We start from the raw sequence: 20,478 nt of genomic DNA on the forward strand, positions 1-20,478 counted from the left end.
GCAGTTTTCTAATCCCCTTTAGACAGAATTTTTTTATGAAACTAAGTTTACTTCCGCTTGCACTTGGCGGACTTACCATTGGTATTACCGAATTTGTAATTATGGGCCTGCTGCCCGATATTGCTTCCGACCTAAATATATCTATTCCTACCGCAGGACACCTTATTGCCGCTTATGCCATTGGCGTAGTGGTGGGTGCACCCACACTGGTAATTGCCGGCAGGAACATGCCGCCTAAAAAAATGCTTTTGGCTATGGCTGCCATGCTTACTATTTTTAATGCCCTCTCTATAGTTGCACCGGGCTACAACCTGTTGTTGGTTAGCCGATTTTTGTCCGGCCTGCCTCATGGTGCTTTTTTTGGAGTTGGTGCTGTTGTGGCCAGCCGCCTCGCCGATAAGGGTAAAGAGGCACAAAGCGTTGCTATGATGTTTAGCGGACTTACGGTTGCCAACGTGGTGGGTGTGCCGTTGGGTACTTTTGTGGGTCACAATTTTAGCTGGCGATACACTTTTGTAATTATTGCACTTATTGGTTTAATAACCTTTGTATCGCTCATTATGTATTTGCCCAAAATGGAGGCTGGCAAAAAGGTAGATGTAAAATCGCAACTGGTATTTTTTAGTAAAGTAGAGGCGTGGCTGGTTATTTTTATTACTGCTATTGGTTGCGGTGGCCTTTTTTGCTGGATAAGCTACATTGCCAAACTCCTTACGGATATATCGCATTTTGATGAAGAGAGTGTGCCTTATATATTAATGGTGGCCGGAGTAGGCATGGTAGTGGGCAACCTTTTGGGTGCACGCCTTGCCGACAGGTTTTCTGCCTCGCACAGTGTGCTTGCCATACTTATAGCCATTGGTGTTATACTTACGGGTGTGTACTTTTTTTCGGGCAACCAGTATGCGTCGTTGGTGTTGGTATTTTTAACGGGTCTTACCTCTTTTGCACTTATTGCACCTGTGCAAACCATGATGATACAAACCGCCAAAGGTGCCGAAATGATAGCATCGGCAGCGATACAGGCAAGCTTTAATATTGGCAATGCATTGGGTGCGTTTTTAGGAGGTCTGCCATTGGTGTATGGCTATAATTATGCCTCTCCAAATTTAGTAGGTGTTGCCATGGCTTTGTTGGGAGCAGTTATTACAGTTGTGTTTATTAAAACCGCCAAAGGCAATTTGGTGCCGCTTACTGCAGAGGAGAAGGCTATGATGCACTAATAAGTAGATGCATTGTAATTGTATAATACCAATTATACTTTAGCCTGTTATTGTTGGTACTTAATTTCTCGCAAAGGCGCAGAGGCGCAAAGTTGTACGTCAATTTTAGGTTCTTAAGCGGCTGTTAAGCCGCTAAGCTTACCGACTTACAGTCGTTAAAAGTACTATCAATCAGGATACCGCTTTGCGCCTCTGCGCCTTTGCTAGAAAATTTAATCAGACTATTTTATATCAATAAATGGTATAATTTTCTCATCAAGGCGCAGGTCAGCAAATTTCTGCACCTTGATGAGAAAAAAGAGGGCATAGATAATTAACGACATTTATAAAACAAAATCGGCAGGGCTAATAACCCTGCCGATTTTGTTTTATAAATTTTTATTGCATTACAACACTTCGCCCTTATCGGCTACTTTGCGTTCCAGTTCTGCCTGGAATTCTTCCATTACAGGACGCACAGTGCTGTCTGGTAAATCAGCAATGCGAATGTACATTAAACCATCTACCGAATTGTTGAATAAAGGGTCTACGTTAAACGCAATCACTCTGGCGTTCTGTTTTATATACTTTTTAATAAGCACCGGCAAACGAAGATCTCCCGGTTCTATTTCTTCAATTATTTTGTCAAACTTATTGAGGTCAGCTTCTGCTTCGTTAAAAACAAAATCTTTATCGCCGTCTTTAAGCTTAACCTTATATTCTTTTTTAGGGTGAACATATTGCGCAATGTACGGATCGTAGTAATGCGATTTCATGAACTCTATCATTAGCGACTTTGAGAAATCAGAAAACTGGTTACTGATGCTTACACCGCCAATAAGAAATTTATGTTCCGGGTAGCGCAGCGTAGTGTGTACAATGCCTTTCCATAGCAGGAATAAAGGCATGGGTTTTTGCTGATAATCTTTAATAATAAAAGCACGTCCCATTTCTATACTCTTGCTCATCATGTCATACAGTTCGGGTTCAAACCTAAAAAGGTCGTGCAGGTAAAAACCGCCTATGCCATGTTTTTTGTATATCTCTGCTCCAAGCCCCATGCGGTAGGCGCCTGCTACCTGTTGGGCATCGTCATCCCACAAAAACATGTGGTGATAGTATTTGTCATACTGGTCAAGGTCTAACGATTCGTTAGTGCCTTCGCCTACCTCCCTGAAGGTTATTTCGCGCAGACGGCCAATTTCGTGCAATATATTAGGTATTTTATCTGCCGATGTAAAGAAAACCTCATAGTTTTTGCTTTGCAGCATGCGTGCATCGCCATGGCGAAGTTGTGCTACTTCGGCTACGATCTTGTCCTGTAATGCAGGGTCGGCAATTTGCTTAGGCTCTTTGTTCAGTTTAAGGTTTAGGTTAGAAGTGTCTATAAGCTTGGTCTCTTTTTCAAAAGCGTTGGCAAGCATATAGGTTTTCTTCCTTAAAAACTCAGAAAAGGCATCGGTAGTTTCATATTCTGCCTGCTCGGCTACCGGAATTGGTTTGCCTATTCTTACTTTTATAACACGGTTTTTTTGTGTAAGCAGTTCCGATGGCAGTTTGGCTGTGCGCAGTGTATCGCTTATTTGAGACAGCCAGTAAAACAGCCTGCTGTTCTTGGCATGAAAATATATAGGTACCACAGGCACCTGAGCTTTTTTAATCAGTTTTATAGCACCTTCTTCCCACGGTTTGTCTACCATGAGCTTGCCGTCTTTATAAGTAGAAACTTCTCCTGCCGGAAAAATGCCCAGCGGTTTGTTTTCCCTAATGTGCAGCAAAGCATCTTTAATTCCTGTAATGCTGCTTTTAGCGTCTTTATGGTTTTCAAATGGGTTTACAGGCATTACATAAGGCTTAAGTGGCTCTATGCGGTGCAGTAAAAAATTGGCGATTATTTTAAAATCCGGTTCCCGCTCTACCATAAGCTTTAAAAGCAAAATACCGTCTATACCTCCCAGTGGGTGGTTAGAAATGGTTATGTAAGCACCGTTTTTTGGAAGCCTCTTTAAGTCCTCTTCCGGAATTTCAAATTTTATCTGGAACTCGTCAAGTATGGCATTCAGGAACTCCAAATCACTTAAGTGTTTGTTCCTGTCGTATATTTTATTCATGGTAGATATCTTCAGGACTTTCATTAAAAGCCATCCCGAAAATGTTCCCAGGAACCCATATTTGTCTGTCTTTATTGCTTTTGCAACCTCTTTAGGGGTAACTAAACTCATTCTGCATTGTGTGTTTCGCGCGGAAAACAAAGATAACAATTATCCTTAAACGTTAAACCCTGTAATGGTTTTTAATTGATGTGTTAAAACAATTGACAGTAATGTAAGAAAAAAGTGTGCTGATTTATAATTTTTTAAAAGGGGGCGTTGTTAATAAACGCCCCTTATTTTTGGTTTTATTTGAGAGCTATATAATTGGCTGAGCTGTGCATGTACTTCCTGCGGCAAAGGCTGTAATGACGATGCCGCAACGTTGCCTTCTATCTGGCTTACTTTGGTGGCTCCGGGTATTACGGTTGTAATGGCCGGATGGTCTAATATCCAACGTATAGATTGTGTGGCTAAGTTGCCTTCGGGCAGTATTCCCTTAATTTCTTCAGCAAGGGCAACACCTTCTTTAAATTCAATGCCAGAGAAGGTTTCGCCTACATTAAAAGCATCACCGTTTGCGTTATAGTTTCTATGGTCGCCCGGCGCAAAAACAGTTTGTGCATTAAATTTGCCGCTCAACAATCCGCTGGCTAATGGCACACGCGCAATAAGTGCCACATCCTGTTGTTGTGCCCTGTCAAAAAAATCAGTTGCTAGATGCTGCCTGAAAAGGTTAAATATAATTTGAAGCGAAGCCACATCTTTATGTTCAAGGCAAATCAGGGCTTCTTCTGTAGTTTCTACACTTACGCCAAAATGTTTGATCAAACCTTCGCTTTGCAGTTTTCTCAAATGGTCGAATACCTCTCCTTTTCTCAGTTCATCTGTAGGTATGCAATGCAACTGCTCTAAAAACAATTGGTCTGTTCCTAAATGTGTAAGCGAATCTTCTACATGACGCTTAATGGCATCATAAGTAAAATTTTGCGGCCAGCCGTTAGGAGCATCGTGCCTGCGACCAAGTTTTGTGGCTACAAATATTGGTTTGTTTACTGTTTTTAAAAACTCGCCTATAAATTTTTCGCTCACGCCCATGCCATACACATCGGCAGTATCAATAAAATTTCCTCCGGCATCTATGTATGCCTGTAATATGGTAAATGCCTGTTCCTGGTCTACCACACCCCAGTCGGCACTGCCCAGTTGCCATGTGCCTAATCCTACCTCGGCTATTTGTTGTCCTTTAAAATTCCTGTAATTCATGTTCTGTATTGGTTGTTTTGTTAAGTGTTTTTACAACTATGGGCAAATATCTAAAAATTTTACCATTGATAATACGATTGATATGGAAGCATAGGTTAAGTATGTTTTTAACACTTATTATCAGTTATTTAAGTGATGTATATTTGATTTTAGTTTTTGATGTCACGTTTTGTCCGGTGTTAAAAGAGTGTGTTTTAACCTAAACTTTAAGTTAAAGACATTATGTTTACTGCTATAACATGTATTTTCATTCAACAAAACGTATCTAATCGGTTTTGTTATTGCACTTAAACTATCATTAATTTTATAAATAACAACTGCATGAAAAAGATCATTACTTCTGTTTTTCTACTAAGCCTGAGCTACACCTATGCTCAAACCTATGACAGGGTTACCCTGTTAAAGGACATTAACCCCATGGGACCCTCTACCACAAATCAACCCACTGTAGCGAACGGCAGGTTTTATTTTAGGGCTGATGACGGAGCTCATGGCGACGAACTTTGGGCATCTGACGGTACTGAAGATGGAACTGTATTAGTTAAAGACATCAATCCTAATGGAGGATCTGAAATTACAAATCTTACCGCTTTAGGAAACAGCCTTGTTTTTTCGGCCTATGATGGCACAACAGGTATAGAACTGTGGATAACTGATGGTACCGAAGAAGGTACTGTATTGCTAAAAGATATTTTAGAGGGCGAAGAGAACTCTGTTCCGCTTAACTTTTTTGGTTTTGACAATAAGGTGCTTTTTGAGGCTAACGACGGAGTTAATGGCAGCGAACTTTGGGTTACGGACGGTACAGAGGCCGGAACTATTTTAATTGATATTAACCCTAATGGAGATTCTTATCCGTATGGCTTTACAGAATACAATGGCAGGGTATATTTCCAGGCAACCGATGGTGTAAATGGTACAGAACTATGGGCAACAGACGGTACTGTGGCTGGAACGGTTTTGGTTAAAGACGTATATGCTACAGGAGACAGTTCGCCAAGAAGTTTTAAAGTATATAACAACCTTCTATATTTTAGGGCTGATGACGACCGTGCCGATGAAATTTGGGTAACCGATGGTACTACAGAAGGAACAGTTTTCTTTGTGGAAATAAACACGGCTGAGGCTGATGGAAGTAGCGTAAACGAGTTTACAGAGGTCGATGGAAAACTATTCTTTAGAGCCAGGAATGCCGATGCCGGATCTGAACTATGGGTAACCGACGGTACTGTGGAAGGTACTGTTATGGTAAAAGATATCAATCCGGGAGCAGGAGATTCTTTTCCGGGAGGTTTAACGGCCTATAATGGTAAAGTGTATTTTCAGGCGGCTGATGGTAATAATGATATAGAGTTATGGTCTTCTGACGGAACTGAAGAGGGAACGCAGGTGGTTAAAAACATACGAGAAACAAACTCATCTACTCCAAGCGACCTTTTTGTTTATAACGATGCTCTTTACTTTGTTGCTAACGATGGCACCAACGGAAGGGAATTTTGGGTTACTGATGGTACTGAAGAAGGTACGGTAAAACCGTTGCAACAGGCTTATGGCCCGGATCCGCTGTATTACATTCCTAACTATACGGTTTTTAACGGCGAGCTGTTTTTTAAAGCTACATTTAATGGTGTAGACCAGGAAATATTTAAACTTACTTCAAGCACTGCGGGTTTAAACAAGTCGCAAAAGCAGGCTGCGGTTGTTTATCCTAATCCATCTACAGGTTTGGTAAATGTTAAGCTTACTGATGCCATGGCGCAGGATGTAACTGTATTTACACTTACGGGTAAAAAGGTAATGCAGGTTAAAAACCAACAGGCTGTTAATATATCAACACTTAGCAAAGGGGTTTATTTTATGAAAATCACTGATGATAAGAACAATGTATTCTATAATAAGGTAGTTAAAGAATAACATATCTTTGCTTTAGTATTTAACGCCAACCAAAACTCAATAGGTTTTGGTTGGCGTTTTTTTATATATTAACAGTAGAATTCATAAACAAATTAAAGAAAAGCAATACTATATATATTGAAAACAAATACAGTAATAATTTTAGGAAGTGCCCGCAATGATGGTAATACAAGAAGGCTTGTTGATGAACTGGCTTTAAAAACAGGCTGGGATATTATAAACCTTAACGATTACACTATTAGTCAATACGATTATGCAAACATTAATACAGATGATGACTATATGCCGCTAATAACCAAAATTATAGCTGCTTATGATGTATTTGTTTTTGCAACTCCTGTATACTGGTATGCCATGAGCGGTGTTATGAAAACTTTTTTTGACAGGTTTACCGATCTTATTACTATTAATAAGGAGCTGGGCAGGCAGCTAAGGCTAAAAAAGATGGCGGTTATTAGCAGTTCTGTAGGAGACAATCTGGGAGATAACTTTTGGTTGCCATTTACTGCAACGGCTAATTATTTAGGGATGTATTATATTGGCAATGTTCATACAATTGCAAACTTTGATAATGACGAATTGATAGGAAGGTTTGTAGGTAGTATTAATAACAGTTAATATTAAAATTGTTTAAATTTTATATTCGCTAATGTTTCTGTGTTAATTTTAGATTAAAAAAATACGTTATCTTTAATTTTTAACTTTTTTTGCTGTGTAATTGTAATGTAGCGGTATATATTTGCCCCTAATATACACCACCCTGTTATCAGGATATTTTCATATCATTATTTTATTTCCAGCAATTAGACCGATAAAATTTATAAACTTAAGACACGCCATAAAATAAAACAGGCTGTATGAAAAAAACTTTTAAGGTTACTGTAAATAATATTCGTCGCAAGGTAATGCGTTCTCTAACCAAGAATATAGGTAAGTCTACAGGTTATGATAACCTTAAACCCATAGGAGATTTACAGGTTAAACGCATTTTAATAATACGCCCCAACAACCGTTTGGGTAATTTGCTCCTCATTACTCCGTTGCTACAGGAAATTGAGACTACTTTTCCTAATTGCCGTACCGATTTTTTTGTGCGCGGCTTTCTTGCCCCTATATTATATAAAAACTACAGCAGCCCTGACAGATACATAAGCCTGCCTAAAAAACCGTTTAAGGAACTTATTAAATATGTGGCAAGCTGGGCATCTATCAAAAAAAATAAATACGATTTGGTTATAAATGCTGTAAACAGTTCGTCTTCGGGGCGTATATCTGTGCAGTTTGCGAGTGCAAAATACAAGTTCTATGGAGACCCCGTTACAAATATCAGCCATCTTGAAGGGCATGAGCATATAGCCAAGTATCCGGTATATAATTTTAGGGAATTTATAGCTAAAATAGGTGTACAGCCCAATACTCAACCAGTTCCTCTCTTAGATCTTAAGCTTAATAAGGAAGAACTTGCCTCAGGCAAAAAGCTGCTGGATGATCTTAAGGGCAATAACAAGCCTACGATTTGCATATTTACATTTGCTACAGGTTTTAAATGTCATCCGCCAACGTGGTGGGAACCTTTTTATGAGAGGTTGCAACAAACTTTTCCTGAGCATAATATTGTAGAGGTATTGCCTGCCGAAAATGTATCGCAAATAAATTTTAAAGCACCCTCTTTTTACAGCAAAGATGTTAGAGAAATAGGTGCATTTATAGCGCACACAAAAGTGTTTATTGGTGCCGATAGTGGCATTATGCACCTTGCCAGTGCTGCAAAAGTTCCGGTTGTAGGGCTTTTTGTAAATAACAATATAGAAACCTATAAGCCTTACGGCAATGGTAGCATTGCAGTAGATACTAAAACTACTACAACAGATGAGTGTGTTGATTTGGTTAAAGCCATTATTGGCTAATATTTATACCTCTTCTAAAAAAATGTGACAACATTTTTTATATTGATTTTAATGGCTATATTTGCACCCTGAAAATAATGGTCTCGTAGTTCAACGGATAGAATGGGAGTTTCCTAAACTTTTGATACAGGTTCGATTCCTGTCGAGACTACAAACCCGCTTCATATAAAATGGAGCGGGTTTTTTGTTTGTATTAATTTACAGTATGAGATATTAAGTGTAAGAGGGTGACAGATATATTCTGTCACCCTCTTATACATTAATAATGTTTAGAAACTTAAAAGCTCACAAACTTTACACCGGCACTAAACCATCTTGACGGCAGCGGAATGGAACCCGCTTCGAAATAGGCAGTATTAAAAATATTTTGTGCGTCTAAAAATACCGTAAACTTTTTAAGTTGCTGATTGATCCTGAAATCGTTTACCCAATAGGTTGCGCCTGTTGCTCTTTCATTAAAGCGGGTAGCAAACAGTATCGAGAATTTTTTATACTGTAGGTCAATAGTATTTGTTACCTGATGTTTTAATGACGAGATAAGGTATTTGGAATAAATATCTGACGGGGTATTTTTAAATTCTGAATCTAAAAAAGTATAGCCCAAAATAAAGTTTAGTTTGGCATTAGCCGATACATTTGTGCTGTATGTGCCACGCATATTTATTCCGTTAGTAACCAAGTCTCCAAAGTTTTGGCTTTGCCATGGCTCGCTGCTAACGGTTCGTGTCCAGTCTATAAAATTGCTTATCGTTCGGTAAAAATAATTGGCGTTAAACGTAAAATTCTTTTTTAAATATTTAAAGCCCAATTCGCTCTGAAAAGCATTCTCAGAGTCGAGCGTTGGGTTGCCAATATTGCCCGGGCGCTGGTCTAAATACAGGTCGGTAAACGACGGTATACGCTGGCTTGTGCCAACATTTCCTATAATTTTAAAGGCATCGGTTACTTCATATCCCACATCCAGCCCCGGGTAAACCTGCCAGTCATAATCAGAATTGTAATTAATGTAAGTACCAATATTTACATTCAGTTTCTCAAAAAAACGGGTACGATATTCGGCATACATACCAAAATTGTTGCGGTTGTGCTCGCCAATACTTGTAGAGTTAATGTCTTCATTCCTGGCTTCGGCTCCAAAGCCAAGTTCGCCACTGTTCATTTTATAGGTAGTGTTAACTTCTGCGGCAACAGAGTTCGTGTAATGCAAACTCCTGCCCGAGCTTAAATTGCCATTGCCAAAATAGCGGTAATCGTCAAAATTATAACGGTAACTAACGCGTGGTGCTAAAAACCATTTGTCTGATAGTTGATGTTTAGACTGTACTGAGGCAAAGGTGGTTTGCACAACCTCGGCAGAATTCCTGTCGCCAGGAGAGGCATAAAAGCCATTGGCTCCAAATCCGTTTTTAATGTAGCCAAAAGACCCCAAAATTTCGTTGCTGCTGTTTAGCTGCACATTGCCCTGGTAAAACAATTTATTATTTTCAAAGCCTGTATTGTATCGGTAACCGTTGCTTTTATCGTGCGATGCAAAGACCGAATGCTGGTGTTTTTCTTTACTTATAACTCCACCAAGCTGAATGCCCCTGCCATAAAAAGTGTCACCACTGCCTTCAGAATCTTTTTCGAAATTAGATCCTGCATAGGTGTTTACCAAAAAACCTGAGTCGGTTGGTTTCTTGGTAATAATATTGATGGCTCCTGTAAGGCTGTTAATGCCATATATTCTTGCCGCAGGGCCTCTTATTATTTCTATCCGTTCAATAATTTCTGCCGGTATGGGCAGGTTCAGCATATTGTGTGCTGTTTGCGAATCTATAATTTTAGCCCCGTTTATAAGCACAATGGTTTGCTCAAAACTACCACCGTCTATGCTTATATCTGCCTGGCTGCCAAAAGGCCCTCTCTGTCTTAGATCTACTCCATTGGCATATTGCAGTATCTCGTTTAAAGACCTTGCCGGCAGTTTTTCGATAACGGATTTATCTATAGCATACACATTCCTGTTTTGTTTGGAAATGGGTGTGCTAAAACGGTTTTCGTTAATAATAAGTTCGTCAATAACGGTAACACTGTCTTTTTCGGTTTGTGCATACAGGCCTGTACCAAACAATAACAGTGCAGCAAAATAAATTTTTTTCATTGTCTGAAATTTTTGCCAAATGTACTACCTTGCCGTACCACTAAACTATACCAGTTTTATAATAATGAGTAGTCCGGTTAAAATTCCTTTTAAAAGTTTTATTATCCTTAAGCCGGAGGAGCCAACAGCCCTGTACCTGCAAATTGTATTCGAGTTTATTAAAGCCATACAGTTAGGCCTGTTGCCCGAAGGTACAAAGCTGCCCGGAACCCGTATTTTATGCGAACTCTTATTGGTTAACCGAAATACACTGATAAAAGCATTTGAAGACCTGCAGGCACAGGGGTGGATAGAAATACTGCCCAATAAAGGCACTTTTATACTTTCTCAGGTACACAAGGGAACAAGGGCAGAAACCATAAATACAAAGGTTGAAAAAGCAAGCACAGGTTTTACGTTTAAGCGATCGGTTATACTTGAAGATACCGAAGAGGCAAGCACAATGCCCTACACTTTTAACGATGGCCTGCCCGATGTAAGGTTTTTACAAACAACTGCCATTGCAAGGCTGTATGTGTCTAAACTAAAGAAACATGCCCACGTGGCATCAGTGCAACATAATGCGACATTTTCTCATGAAAATTTTAAACTGCATTTTTCCAATTATTTAAACCTTACAAGGGGCTTAAGGATATCGGCTTCCAATCTTATTACTGCCAACAGCCATGAAATTAGTTTGTATTTAGTGGCTAAATTATTACTTAATCAGGGAGATAAAGTGGTAATTGCCGCACCGGGTTATTACAGGTCTAATATGACATTGTTAGATGCCGGGGCGCAGATTATTACAGTTCCGGCAGACAGCAACGGGATCAATACGGCTAAACTTAAAAAGGTGTGCGCAGAAAATAACATAAAGGCACTCTATCTTACTTCGGGCTATCATTACCCTACCACAGCTGCACTTAGTGCCAAAAGAAGAATGGAAATACTTGCGCTTGCCAACCGCTATGGTTTTGTAATTATAGAGGATGATTATGATTTCGATTTCCATTATGATAATAACCCGATATTGCCCCTGGCGGCTTTTGATACTAACAGTAGAGTAGTATATGTAGGCTCATTCGCCCGGTCGCTTCCTCCCGGGTTTGGCTATGGTTTTGTGGCAGCTCCTGCCGATTTTATTGCAGAATTGCGAAAGCACCTAAGCATAATGGAACACGGAACCGATGTTGTTAAAGAACAGGTAATTGCCGAATGGATTAAGGAAGGGGAGGTGCACAGGCTTTCTAAAAAAAATATAAAACTGTACAGGGAACGCAGGGATTATTTTATAAAACTGTTGGCAGATAAACTAAAAGGCAGAATAAAATTTAAGGTTCCGGTACGTGGACTTGCCGTTTGGGTAGAGTGGCAGGACAGTTTTAATTTGATTAGCCTACAGAAAGAATGTGCTTCTCGTGGGTTATTCCTGCCAAAATATATTTTATATCAAAGTAAGGATCTTATTGCAACACGATTAGGGTTTGGGCATCTTGATAGTAATGAAATGGAACAAGCCGTTACAATCTTAAGTGAATCCATAAACACTTTGATAAACAAGAAGTAGGCGCATGCCATCAATTGCAGCAAAATAAAACTTTTTTAACGTGTTGTAGTTTTTTCAAATGTTTTACCTTGCTTCGCTGTTTTAAATTATTTATTGCAATGAAATTTTTCCGACTGTTATTATTTATATATTTGTTTACTACTGTATATGCACAATCTCAAACTACAGATGTTAAACCGTTGAATATTGGTGAGGTGCGCACATTGAAATCGGCAGTGCTTAACGAAGAGCGAACGCTTAATATCTATCTGCCGCAAAATTACAGTAAAGAAAAAGCCTATCCGGTTATCTACCTTTTAGACGGAACCATTACCGAAGATTTTTTACATATAGTTGGCTTGGTGCAATTTTTCACCATGCAGCTTAGCATGCCCGAAACCATAGTGGTGGGCATTGCCAATATAGACCGCAAACGTGATTTTACTTTTCATACCGATTTAAAAGACCTGAAGGAAAGTTATCCTACAACAGGGCATTCGGACGTTTTTATAAAGTTTATAGAAACAGAATTGCTGCCTTTTATACAAAACAATTATAAAACCACAGAGACAAAATATATAATAGGGCAGTCTTTAGGCGGCTTACTGGCAACAGAGATATTGCTTAAAAAACCTGATCTGTTCTCTCATTATTTAATTGTAAGCCCAAGCCTGTGGTGGGACAACGAGAGCCTGCTGAAAGATGCCAAAAAGATAGTAGCCGGACAGCCTGATACTAATAGGTATGTTTACATATCTGTTGGCAAACAGGAACACAAAGTAATGCAAAAAGACGCCAAGGAACTGTATGATGTTTTAAACAGCCTGACGAGGAAAAACTTAAAATTAGATTATTTGCCCATGCCTTTAGATAACCATGCTACCATTTTGCACCGCAGTATTTATGAAGCTTTTTTAAAACTGTTTCCTTATAAAGAGTAATTAATGTTTTAAAAGATTTAAGCCGTCACATCGGCATCAAATACTATTTGTATAATTGTACCGCCGTTACTGTAAATTTTAAATTCGCCGTTAATGTCGCCGCTAAGGCCACTTAGCAAATCCATGCCAAGAGAGTTGCAATTGTGCACATCAAAATCGGGGGGCAGGCCGCGCCCGTTGTCTGCTATTAATAGCTCATAAAGCCCATTGTCCTGCCTGCACAACGATATTCTTATGTTTCCTTTTTCACCTGCATTAAAGGCATACTTAAACGAATTTGTAATAGCTTCATTAAGTATAAGCCCTATGGGCATGGTCAGGGCAATATTTAGTTCTATATCATCTACGTTTATATCAAACTTTATCAGGCTTCTGTCATAGGTGTCTTTTAAATACGATACAAGGTCGCTTATATATCGGTACAGTTTTATAGCACTTACATCATCTGATTTATAAAGCTGTTGGTGTATAAGCGCAATAGAGTGCACACGTCGCTGACTGTCGGTTATGGCCGTGCGTGCAGCTTCGTCTGTCAGGTAGGCACTTTGGGTGTTTAGCAGGCTCATTACTACCTGCAGGTTATTTTTCACGCGGTGGTGAATTTCTTTCAACAGCCATTCTTTTTCGTCTACCAGCTTGTTGAGCTTTTCATTTTTATCTGTAATCTCTATTTTTTGTTTTTGAAGCAGGTTGGTTAGTTTTAGTTTGTTGCGGTAGGCATAAAAAATGGCAATGGCAGCCAAAATGGCAATAAGCCCTCCGGTAAGGGCAATATTTTTTTGTATGCCCGCTTTTTCTATATTTTGTTTTTGAAGTTCTTTTTCTTTATTCAAAAGCAGTATGTCTTTATCTTTCTTTTCGGTTTCATACGAAATTTGAAGTTGGCTTATCTCCTTGTTCTTTTCGATGTTAAAAATAGAGTCGTCTACGGTCTTTATTTTTTTAAGATAGGTAATAGCCTGTGCTAAGTTGCCCTGTGCTGAATCTATTTTATAAGCCAGTTGGTATATTCTTTTTCTTGACGTAAAACTGCGTTTTTCAATATCGATCAGGTTGGTGTTGAGGTATTTTCGGGCGGTGCCATAATCGCCTTTCTCTACATAAAAATTGCACAAAGAAGCATAGGCATTATACAGGCTTTGCGGTGGCATAGAAGTACCTTTTGCATTAATAAGGTTCACAATTTCTCGGCTGTATGCCTCTGCCCGGTCAAATTGGTGCAGCCTTGCATAGATGGTTAAAAAACAGTCTTTAACCGTCAGAATGTCTACTGGGTTCGTGGGTTTGTGCAGCCCGTAAATGCGCTTTAAAAACTTTTCTGCCTCCTTGTATTTTGCAAGGTTTATAAGACTGTAAACAATGTTGTTTGTGGCTGTGTAAACCATCTCGGTATTACCGGCTTTTAAGGCATAGTCGAGTGATATTTTAAGGTATTTATCAGAAAGTGCATTATCTTTTAAGTGGTGGTAGTTGGCTGCAAGCTGGTTGTAAATGTAGCTTAGCAGCTCGTCTATGTTTTGCATGTCTTCGGCAGCCTTAACAGCCTGCAGTAAGTACTGCACCGATTTTTTGTAATCACCCCTCGATGCATACAGGCTTCCTGCCACACGGTAGGCATTTACCATATCTTTATGACCTATGCTTTTATAAAGTGCCAGCGACTCATTAATAAAAGCCATGGGCTTGTCTTTGTCGCCCATATAGTTGTAATCTTCGGCTGCAATGGTAAGTATATCGGCAAGTTGCAGTTTGCTGCTCTTTTTGCGATAAGCAGCAATAGCTTTATCCAGATAAAGCATTTTTTTGGTAAGCTCTTCGTAATAATTGCATTGTGCATACAGCTCTTGGTAAGCCTCGCCTGCAATATCCTGATAGTTGTGGGCAAGTGCCACCTGTAAAGCCTTGTTGGCATAGCTGTTGCTTTTAGCCTTGTCTTTTTGTGCTCCATAAATGCGGGCATACAGGGCAAGGCTTCGGCAGCTCCCGTAAGTATATTTTAGCTGTTTGCTTTCCTGTTCGGCCTGTTGTGTAAAAATGTAGGCGCTGTCCAGGTCGGTCTTGATATCGGCTGCTTTATAGATATAATAATTGCCAAGGTCTAATAAAGTGGTTACCCTTTCGGTTCCGGGGCTTTGTTTGCTCAAACGCTCCAAAAGCACTTTATGGCTTTGCGCCTGCACGGCAAGCAGCGCAGCCAGAAAATATAATGCTATAGTATATAAGTGTTTGGTAGCGGCCATTGTAAAAATACTTAATCAGGCTAATATACCATAAAATTCTTTATGAAAATTTTAAGACACAACCACCTGAATAATATTACAAATGGAGCCTACAAAAAAGCCCTGTCGTTGGGTTGCCACAGTTCTATTTTATTACCCTCCGGGTCGATGATCCAGCCAAATTTGCCGTAATCGTAGGTCTCAGGCTCTCCAATAATAGTAACACCTTCGTTTTTAAGCTTAAGCAAAAGGCCGTCGAGGTTGTGCACCCTAAAGTTTTGCATAAACTCTTTTTGCGATGGGTTAAAATAAGAAGTATCTTCTTTAAACGGAGACCATTGTGTAGAGGCAGCATTTCCATTGTTATCTTTCCACCAAAAAGTGCAGCCATAATCATCAGTAGCAAGACCAAGGTATTGTTTGTACCAGTTGCGCAGTGCCACGGGGTCTTTGGCTTTAAAAAATATTCCGCCTATGCCTATAACGCCTGCTTGCTGTTCTGTATGGGTGGCGTTGCCAAAATAAAGAGCTTTAATTTTATCTGTAATAACCTCTGCCAGTCTTATATGGCTCTCAAACGTCCAGCCTGCAATATGTGGAGACAGCAATACATTATCTGCTCCCAGTAAATATTCAAAAGCGGGTGGCAAATTTTCATCGGTAAACAAATGTTCAAAAGATGATTTTTCATATTCCAGCACATCGAGTGCTGCGCCCAATACCTTTTTGTTTTGCAGGGCATCGGCCAGCGCGCTGGTAACAACAGCTTTACCGCGTGCAGTATTTATCAGCCAAAAGGGTTTTGCAAAAGCGTCTATAAAATCAGCATTTACCATAGTGTCGGTTTCCGGGGTGCTGGGGGTGTGCAGGCTCAGTACATCAGCTTTTGCCTGTAACTCCTCCAGCGAAACCTGCTTAGCATTGGCATCGCCTACAAAAGGTTTAATGTCATAGCACAACACTTCTACATCAAACCCGCGCAGCTTTTTGGCAAACGATTTACCCATGTTGCCATATCCAATAAGCCCAACGGTTTTTCCATCCAGTTCATGCCCACGGTTGCCTTCCCGAATCCACTCGCCATTGCGAATTTGCCTGTCGGCACGGTTCAGGTTGTTAAACAAAGACAGCAGCATGCCCAAGGCCTGTTCGCCCACAGCATTGCGGTTGCCCTCTGGTGCGGCAATAAGGGCAATGCCTTTGCTTTCGGCATATTCGGTATCAATACTTTCCAGCCCGGCACCAACACGCGCAATAAACTTTAGGTTGTTGGCAGCGTCTATAAACTGTTTGTCTATTTTAAAGCGGCTGCGAATTACAACACCGCTGTAGTTGTGTATTTTGGCTTCCACCTCTTCTTTGGTCGATTTATAGTCGGCCTCGTTGCTAAAGCCTGCTTCTTCCAAAGTATTCCACAATATAGGGTGGTTGCTGTCTATGTGAAGTATTTTAACCGTGTCTTGCAAATGCATAGCGTTGTTGTGTTGTTTGTGCAAAGTTACATAAAGCAATAGTTTTTAAGCATATTTAATAAAGTGCAGCTAACTTTTTAAGCTGTGTCTTCGTTGGGCAATACAGTAAAACATAAACTCTAAAATATGTATCTTTGTTAGTACGCAAAAAAATATACCGATCGTTATGGAATTATTCCACATTACACAACCTACTGCAACAAAAGTTCCCATTATATTGAGTGTGCCGCACGCAGGTACTTATTTTCCTGAGGAAATTGCTACCCGCCTGCATTCTGACAAAGTACAAAACCCGGATGATACCGATTGGTATATTGATAAACTATATGATTTTGCCCCTTCGTTAGGCATAACCGTTATTAAGGCAAACTATAGCCGATGGGTAATTGACCTGAACCGCGACCCCGAAAGCAAGCCGCTGTATACCGATGGTCGTGTAATTACCGGACTGGTGCCGCTAACCAACTTTAACGGTGAGCCGTTGTACCAATCAGGTGAGCCGGATGAGCATGAAATTGCCGAGCGTGTTCATAAATACTACATAGAATATCATGAGCAGATAGAAAAGTTACTGGAACAAACCAAAACTGAGTTTGGAAAGGCACTGCTGTTCGATGCACACTCTATTCGCAAAGTGGTGCCCGGTATTCAGGAGGAGGCATTCCCTGATTTGATATTGGGCGATAACGATGGCAAATCGGCTTCGGAAGAAATAATCAACACTGCATGGGAAGCATTACAAAACGACAGGTTTAAGGCCGAACACAACCATCCGTTTAAGGGCGGACAGATTACCCGCAGTTTTGGCAAACCCGAAAGCAACATACACGCGTTACAGCTTGAAATGGCGAAGACCAATTATATGGATGCCTCCGAAACGAAGTATGACGAACAGAATGCCGCACAGATCAGGCAGATACTTAAAACTGTTTTTGAACAACTTATAAAAACCCTACAGGCATAATGGCTGCCACTACCTATACTTTTAAAGCCCTGCTTACCGAAGAGGGTTGGATACAAAATGCTGTTGTAAAGCTCGATTTTTTGGGTAATATTCTTTCAATCAACGAAAGCGAAAATCATGAGGGCGAATATGTAAATGGGTACGCATTGCCGGGTTTCCAGAATGCCCACTCGCATGCTTTTCAGTATGCTATGGCGGGTTTGGCAGAGCTACACACGGACACAGATTTGGCCGACGATTTTTGGAGCTGGCGCAATGCCATGTATGGCCTGGCTTTAACGCTCTCTCCTGAGCAAATGGAAGCTGTTGCAACAATGTTGTACACCGAAATGGCACGCCATGGCTATACTGCTGTGGCAGAATTTCATTACCTGCACCACGATAAAGACGGAAAGCCTTACGCTAATCTTGCCGAAATGGGAGAGCGACTAATGGCTGCCGCTAAAACGGCAGGCATCCGTATAACGCTTGTGCCTATGTTCTATCAGCAGGGAGGTTTTGGGCAGGAACCTGTAGAACGCCAAAAGCGATTTATATCTGCAACTATAGAAGATTATTATAAACTGCTCGATAGCACTGTTGAAACTGCCAAAGCTTATGATAATGCCACGGTGGGTATAGGCATACACTCATTACGTGCGGTAAAGCCGCAGGATGTTGTTGCCGTTTGCAATGCGCTCGATGGCAGCAGGCCGTTCCACATTCATGTATCAGAACAGTTAAAAGAAATAGAAGACTGCCTTGCTTATCATGGAAAACGCCCGGTGCAATGGCTGCTGGATAACTGTAGCGTTAATGAAAACTATCATTTGGTACATGCTACCCATTTAGATGAAAGCGAAGTAAAAGGCATTGCCAAAAGCGGTGCTAACGTAGTGCTGTGCCCAAGTACAGAGGGTAATCTTGGCGATGGGCTTTTTAGCTTTGAAGACTATAAGAACCATAAAGGGAACTGGAGTATTGGCACTGATAGCCATGTGGGGCTCAACCCACTCGAAGAGTTACGTATTTTAGATTACGGGCAACGTTTAATTTCGCATAAGCGTACCACATTTGTGCAGCCACAAAAGGGAAACAGTGGTTTTAATGCCCTTAAAATGGCATGGCAGGCAGGGCGTAAAGCCATGGGCGCGCCTCATGAACAGTTCTTTGCTGCAGGCCAGCCGTTTGATGCTGTGGTACTAAAGGCAACATCGCCACTGGTAGCAACTGCGTCGTTGCAAAACCTTTGCAATACCTTTGTGTACACGGCCGATGTTAGCGACATTGCCGGAACCATAGTGGGCGGTAAATGGATTAGCCGTGCCGGATTAGGTAATAAAAGGGATGAGGTTGTTGAAAATTTTGTAAGGGTTATGAGGGAATTAGGAACGAGAGTTTAGCTCTTCTATTTCGACCGAAGCGCAGCAATTTAGACTAAAAAATAATCTTATTCTTTTCAGGATCCTGTCTATTGTCCCAAAATGATACGATCTCTATCCTGTTGTTGTTTATCTCATAAAACAGCAGATAGTATTGTATTGGAATTACACGGGTAATTTTATTTTGGGTGAGCCTGCCTATTAGTTCATTCTGGCTTAAAATATTCAGAAGTTCTTCTACTTCCGTAAGTAAGTTTTGACTGTAATTGGCATTTCCATTCCGAAATAAATAAAATTCAAGCACATTGGCAAACTCGGCTTTAGCCAATTCAGACCATACTATTTCTTTGATAGCCATTCCTTCATTTCGGATAGTACAGATTCGTTAGTGTGAAAACGTCCATTCCTGATTTGCTCTCTGCCTTCCTCAATCGAGTCTTTCTGTTGGTTGCTTAACGAAAATAAAGACTGCTCAGAAGCATCAAATAGGGTTTGAAGCGTCCTTAAAAAATCCAGATTATCAGAATTTTTAATTCTCGAAATAAGGTCATCTTTAATTTGTGCAGAAATGTCCATAATGTAATATCTGTATTATATCAAAAATAATCATTTTTTGGACACATGTTCAATAGCATGCGTTAAAATGTTTTCTGTGTTCTTTTCTTAATCCGGGACTGGATTGCAACGTTTTTGGGTTTTACCTAAATTAGCACAAAATTTCATGCCATGCTTGGACTAAAACTGCTGACCGACCCACGTTGGGCCAATATTGCCGAAAGTAACCTCGAAGAAATTCTTACTGACCATGCCTGGTGTGAGCAAAAGGCAGCGGCCAATGCTCTTTACCTTATTACAAACAATAGCGAACATATAGAGCTGGTACAAAAAATGGCCGAAATTGCTATTGAAGAGATGGAGCATTTCAATATGGTGGTAGAGATCATTAAGCAGCGCGGGTACAGTTTAGGTCGCGAAAAGAAAGACGATTATGTGAGCCAGCTGGTTAAGTTTGCCAAAAAGAACTGTAGCCGTAACGAATCGTTTATAGACAGGTTGCTCTTTGCTGCCATGATTGAGGCCCGCAGTTGCGAACGTTTCAGGGTACTGTATCAAAACATAAGCGATAAAGAACTGGCTAAGTTTTACTACGACCTTATGGTTAGCGAAGCCACACACTACACTACTTTTTTAAACTTTGCGCGCAAGTATGCCACCGATGTGGATGTAGAGAAACGCTGGGCAGAATGGCTGGAATATGAGGGGGAACTGATACAGAGTTATGGTAAAACGGGCGCTGTGCATGGGTAGAGACGCAATGCATTGCGTCTTACTTCTGAACAGATAATTTTTTACATGCCGTCATTGCGAGGAGGAACGACGAAGCAATCTGATTCAGAAAAGATTGCTTCACTCTGTTGCACTACGCTATCCACGACATATTATATGAGTTGAATCTGACAGGGTTAATTTT

General features: G+C 40.4%; 15 protein-coding genes, 1 tRNA gene and 1 pseudogene. 10 read left to right on the top strand and 7 right to left on the bottom strand.

Features of this window, described 5'->3' with window-relative positions; all coding sequences use genetic code 11:
• The first annotated feature begins 35 nt into the window (after positions 1 to 35).
• Positions 36 to 1,223, top strand: a complete 1,188-nt coding sequence (locus GR160_RS16285) for an MFS transporter (protein ID WP_160750956.1) — start codon at positions 36 to 38, stop codon at positions 1,221 to 1,223.
• A 386-nt stretch (positions 1,224 to 1,609) separates the two neighbouring features.
• On the opposite strand, the gene GR160_RS16290 is transcribed toward GR160_RS16285, so the two are convergent.
• Together GR160_RS16290 and GR160_RS16295 are read right to left on the bottom strand one after the other, a co-directional pair.
• Complete coding sequence (locus GR160_RS16290; protein WP_160750957.1) at positions 1,610 to 3,424, bottom strand: lysophospholipid acyltransferase family protein; 1,815 nt, start codon at positions 3,422 to 3,424, stop codon at positions 1,610 to 1,612.
• Positions 3,425 to 3,574: 150 nt separating this feature from the next.
• Positions 3,575 to 4,558 carry an aldo/keto reductase gene (locus GR160_RS16295; protein WP_160750958.1) on the bottom strand — a complete coding sequence of 328 codons (984 nt, stop codon included), beginning with the start codon at positions 4,556 to 4,558 and terminating at the stop codon, positions 3,575 to 3,577.
• A gap of 321 nt (positions 4,559 to 4,879) precedes the next feature.
• Here GR160_RS16295 and GR160_RS16300 point away from each other — a divergent pair, with 321 nt between their 5' ends.
• The 4 genes from GR160_RS16300 to GR160_RS16315 all read left to right on the top strand — a co-directional run bounded on the left by GR160_RS16300 (position 4,880) and on the right by GR160_RS16315 (position 8,530).
• Complete coding sequence (locus GR160_RS16300; RefSeq protein WP_160750959.1) at positions 4,880 to 6,472, top strand: ELWxxDGT repeat protein; 1,593 nt, start codon at positions 4,880 to 4,882, stop codon at positions 6,470 to 6,472.
• Between the two features lie 117 nt (positions 6,473 to 6,589).
• Positions 6,590 to 7,090 carry a flavodoxin family protein gene (locus GR160_RS16305; protein WP_160750960.1) on the top strand — a complete coding sequence of 167 codons (501 nt, stop codon included), beginning with the start codon at positions 6,590 to 6,592 and terminating at the stop codon, positions 7,088 to 7,090.
• Between the two features lie 239 nt (positions 7,091 to 7,329).
• The gene (locus tag GR160_RS16310; RefSeq protein WP_160750961.1) at positions 7,330 to 8,379 is read left to right on the top strand and encodes a glycosyltransferase family 9 protein; all 1,050 of its coding nucleotides are present in this window, start codon (positions 7,330 to 7,332) and stop codon (positions 8,377 to 8,379) included.
• Between the two features lie 79 nt (positions 8,380 to 8,458).
• A tRNA-Arg gene (locus GR160_RS16315) sits at positions 8,459 to 8,530 on the top strand.
• A 126-nt stretch (positions 8,531 to 8,656) separates the two neighbouring features.
• Here the strand turns inward: GR160_RS16315 and GR160_RS16320 are convergent.
• A complete protein-coding gene (locus tag GR160_RS16320) occupies positions 8,657 to 10,522 on the bottom strand; it encodes a TonB-dependent siderophore receptor (RefSeq protein WP_160750962.1) in 1,866 nt (621 codons plus the stop codon).
• A 19-nt stretch (positions 10,523 to 10,541) separates the two neighbouring features.
• Between GR160_RS16320 and GR160_RS16325 the strand changes: the two genes are divergently transcribed.
• Both GR160_RS16325 and GR160_RS16330 read left to right on the top strand, forming a co-directional pair.
• Positions 10,542 to 12,071, top strand: coding sequence for a PLP-dependent aminotransferase family protein (locus tag GR160_RS16325; protein WP_237421242.1), 1,530 nt, complete (start codon positions 10,542 to 10,544; stop codon positions 12,069 to 12,071).
• Between the two features lie 98 nt (positions 12,072 to 12,169).
• Complete coding sequence (locus tag GR160_RS16330; protein ID WP_160750963.1) at positions 12,170 to 12,991, top strand: alpha/beta hydrolase; 822 nt, start codon at positions 12,170 to 12,172, stop codon at positions 12,989 to 12,991.
• A gap of 17 nt (positions 12,992 to 13,008) precedes the next feature.
• On the opposite strand, the gene GR160_RS16335 is transcribed toward GR160_RS16330, so the two are convergent.
• Together GR160_RS16335 and GR160_RS16340 are read right to left on the bottom strand one after the other, a co-directional pair.
• Positions 13,009 to 15,231 carry a sensor histidine kinase gene (locus tag GR160_RS16335; protein ID WP_160750964.1) on the bottom strand — a complete coding sequence of 741 codons (2,223 nt, stop codon included), beginning with the start codon at positions 15,229 to 15,231 and terminating at the stop codon, positions 13,009 to 13,011.
• 500 nt (positions 15,232 to 15,731) lie between these two features.
• A pseudogene (locus GR160_RS16340) lies at positions 15,732 to 16,682 on the bottom strand (2-hydroxyacid dehydrogenase); the annotation flags it as partial.
• Between the two features lie 166 nt (positions 16,683 to 16,848).
• Here GR160_RS16340 and GR160_RS16345 point away from each other — a divergent pair.
• Both GR160_RS16345 and hutF read left to right on the top strand, forming a co-directional pair.
• The gene (locus tag GR160_RS16345; protein ID WP_160750965.1) at positions 16,849 to 17,646 is read left to right on the top strand and encodes an N-formylglutamate amidohydrolase; all 798 of its coding nucleotides are present in this window, start codon (positions 16,849 to 16,851) and stop codon (positions 17,644 to 17,646) included.
• Entirely contained in the window at positions 17,646 to 19,028 is a 1,383-nt protein-coding gene (gene hutF, locus GR160_RS16350; RefSeq protein ID WP_160750966.1) for a formimidoylglutamate deiminase, read from the top strand. The genes GR160_RS16345 and hutF overlap by 1 nt, the downstream gene beginning before the upstream one ends.
• A gap of 34 nt (positions 19,029 to 19,062) precedes the next feature.
• On the opposite strand, the gene GR160_RS16355 is transcribed toward hutF, so the two are convergent.
• Together GR160_RS16355 and GR160_RS16360 are read right to left on the bottom strand one after the other, a co-directional pair.
• A complete protein-coding gene (locus tag GR160_RS16355) occupies positions 19,063 to 19,365 on the bottom strand; it encodes a type II toxin-antitoxin system RelE/ParE family toxin (RefSeq protein ID WP_160750967.1) in 303 nt (100 codons plus the stop codon).
• Positions 19,347 to 19,583: a hypothetical protein gene (locus tag GR160_RS16360; protein WP_160750968.1), complete on the bottom strand. Its 237-nt coding sequence runs from the start codon at positions 19,581 to 19,583 to the stop codon at positions 19,347 to 19,349. Before GR160_RS16360 ends, GR160_RS16355 begins: the two co-directional genes overlap by 19 nt.
• Before the next feature lie 150 nt (positions 19,584 to 19,733).
• On the opposite strand from GR160_RS16360, the gene GR160_RS16365 reads away from it, so the two are divergent.
• The gene (locus GR160_RS16365) at positions 19,734 to 20,315 is read left to right on the top strand and encodes a tRNA-(ms[2]io[6]A)-hydroxylase (RefSeq protein WP_160750969.1); all 582 of its coding nucleotides are present in this window, start codon (positions 19,734 to 19,736) and stop codon (positions 20,313 to 20,315) included.
• Positions 20,316 to 20,478 lie beyond the last annotated feature (163 nt).

The organism is Flavobacterium sp. Sd200, assembly GCF_009826935.1.
Classification (GTDB): Bacteria; Bacteroidota; Bacteroidia; order Flavobacteriales; family Flavobacteriaceae; genus Flavobacterium.

Excerpts from the sequence above, each read along its gene's own strand:
- GR160_RS16365 (WP_160750969.1), top strand. The coding sequence starts at position 19,734 with ATGCTTGGACTAAAACTGCTGACCGACCCACGTTGGGCCAATATTGCC.
- GR160_RS16330 (WP_160750963.1), top strand. The coding sequence starts at position 12,170 with ATGAAATTTTTCCGACTGTTATTATTTATATATTTGTTTACTACTGTA.
- GR160_RS16310 (WP_160750961.1), top strand. The coding sequence starts at position 7,330 with ATGAAAAAAACTTTTAAGGTTACTGTAAATAATATTCGTCGCAAGGTA.
- GR160_RS16355 (WP_160750967.1), bottom strand. The coding sequence starts at position 19,365 with ATGGCTATCAAAGAAATAGTATGGTCTGAATTGGCTAAAGCCGAGTTT.
- GR160_RS16360 (WP_160750968.1), bottom strand. The coding sequence starts at position 19,583 with ATGGACATTTCTGCACAAATTAAAGATGACCTTATTTCGAGAATTAAA.
- GR160_RS16345 (WP_160750965.1), top strand. The coding sequence starts at position 16,849 with ATGGAATTATTCCACATTACACAACCTACTGCAACAAAAGTTCCCATT.
- GR160_RS16300 (WP_160750959.1), top strand. The coding sequence starts at position 4,880 with ATGAAAAAGATCATTACTTCTGTTTTTCTACTAAGCCTGAGCTACACC.
- GR160_RS16285 (WP_160750956.1), top strand. The coding sequence starts at position 36 with ATGAAACTAAGTTTACTTCCGCTTGCACTTGGCGGACTTACCATTGGT.
- GR160_RS16290 (WP_160750957.1), bottom strand. The coding sequence starts at position 3,424 with ATGAGTTTAGTTACCCCTAAAGAGGTTGCAAAAGCAATAAAGACAGAC.
- GR160_RS16325 (WP_237421242.1), top strand. The coding sequence starts at position 10,542 with ATGTACTACCTTGCCGTACCACTAAACTATACCAGTTTTATAATAATG.
- GR160_RS16335 (WP_160750964.1), bottom strand. The coding sequence starts at position 15,231 with ATGGCCGCTACCAAACACTTATATACTATAGCATTATATTTTCTGGCT.
- GR160_RS16295 (WP_160750958.1), bottom strand. The coding sequence starts at position 4,558 with ATGAATTACAGGAATTTTAAAGGACAACAAATAGCCGAGGTAGGATTA.
- GR160_RS16320 (WP_160750962.1), bottom strand. The coding sequence starts at position 10,522 with ATGAAAAAAATTTATTTTGCTGCACTGTTATTGTTTGGTACAGGCCTG.
- hutF (WP_160750966.1), top strand. The coding sequence starts at position 17,646 with ATGGCTGCCACTACCTATACTTTTAAAGCCCTGCTTACCGAAGAGGGT.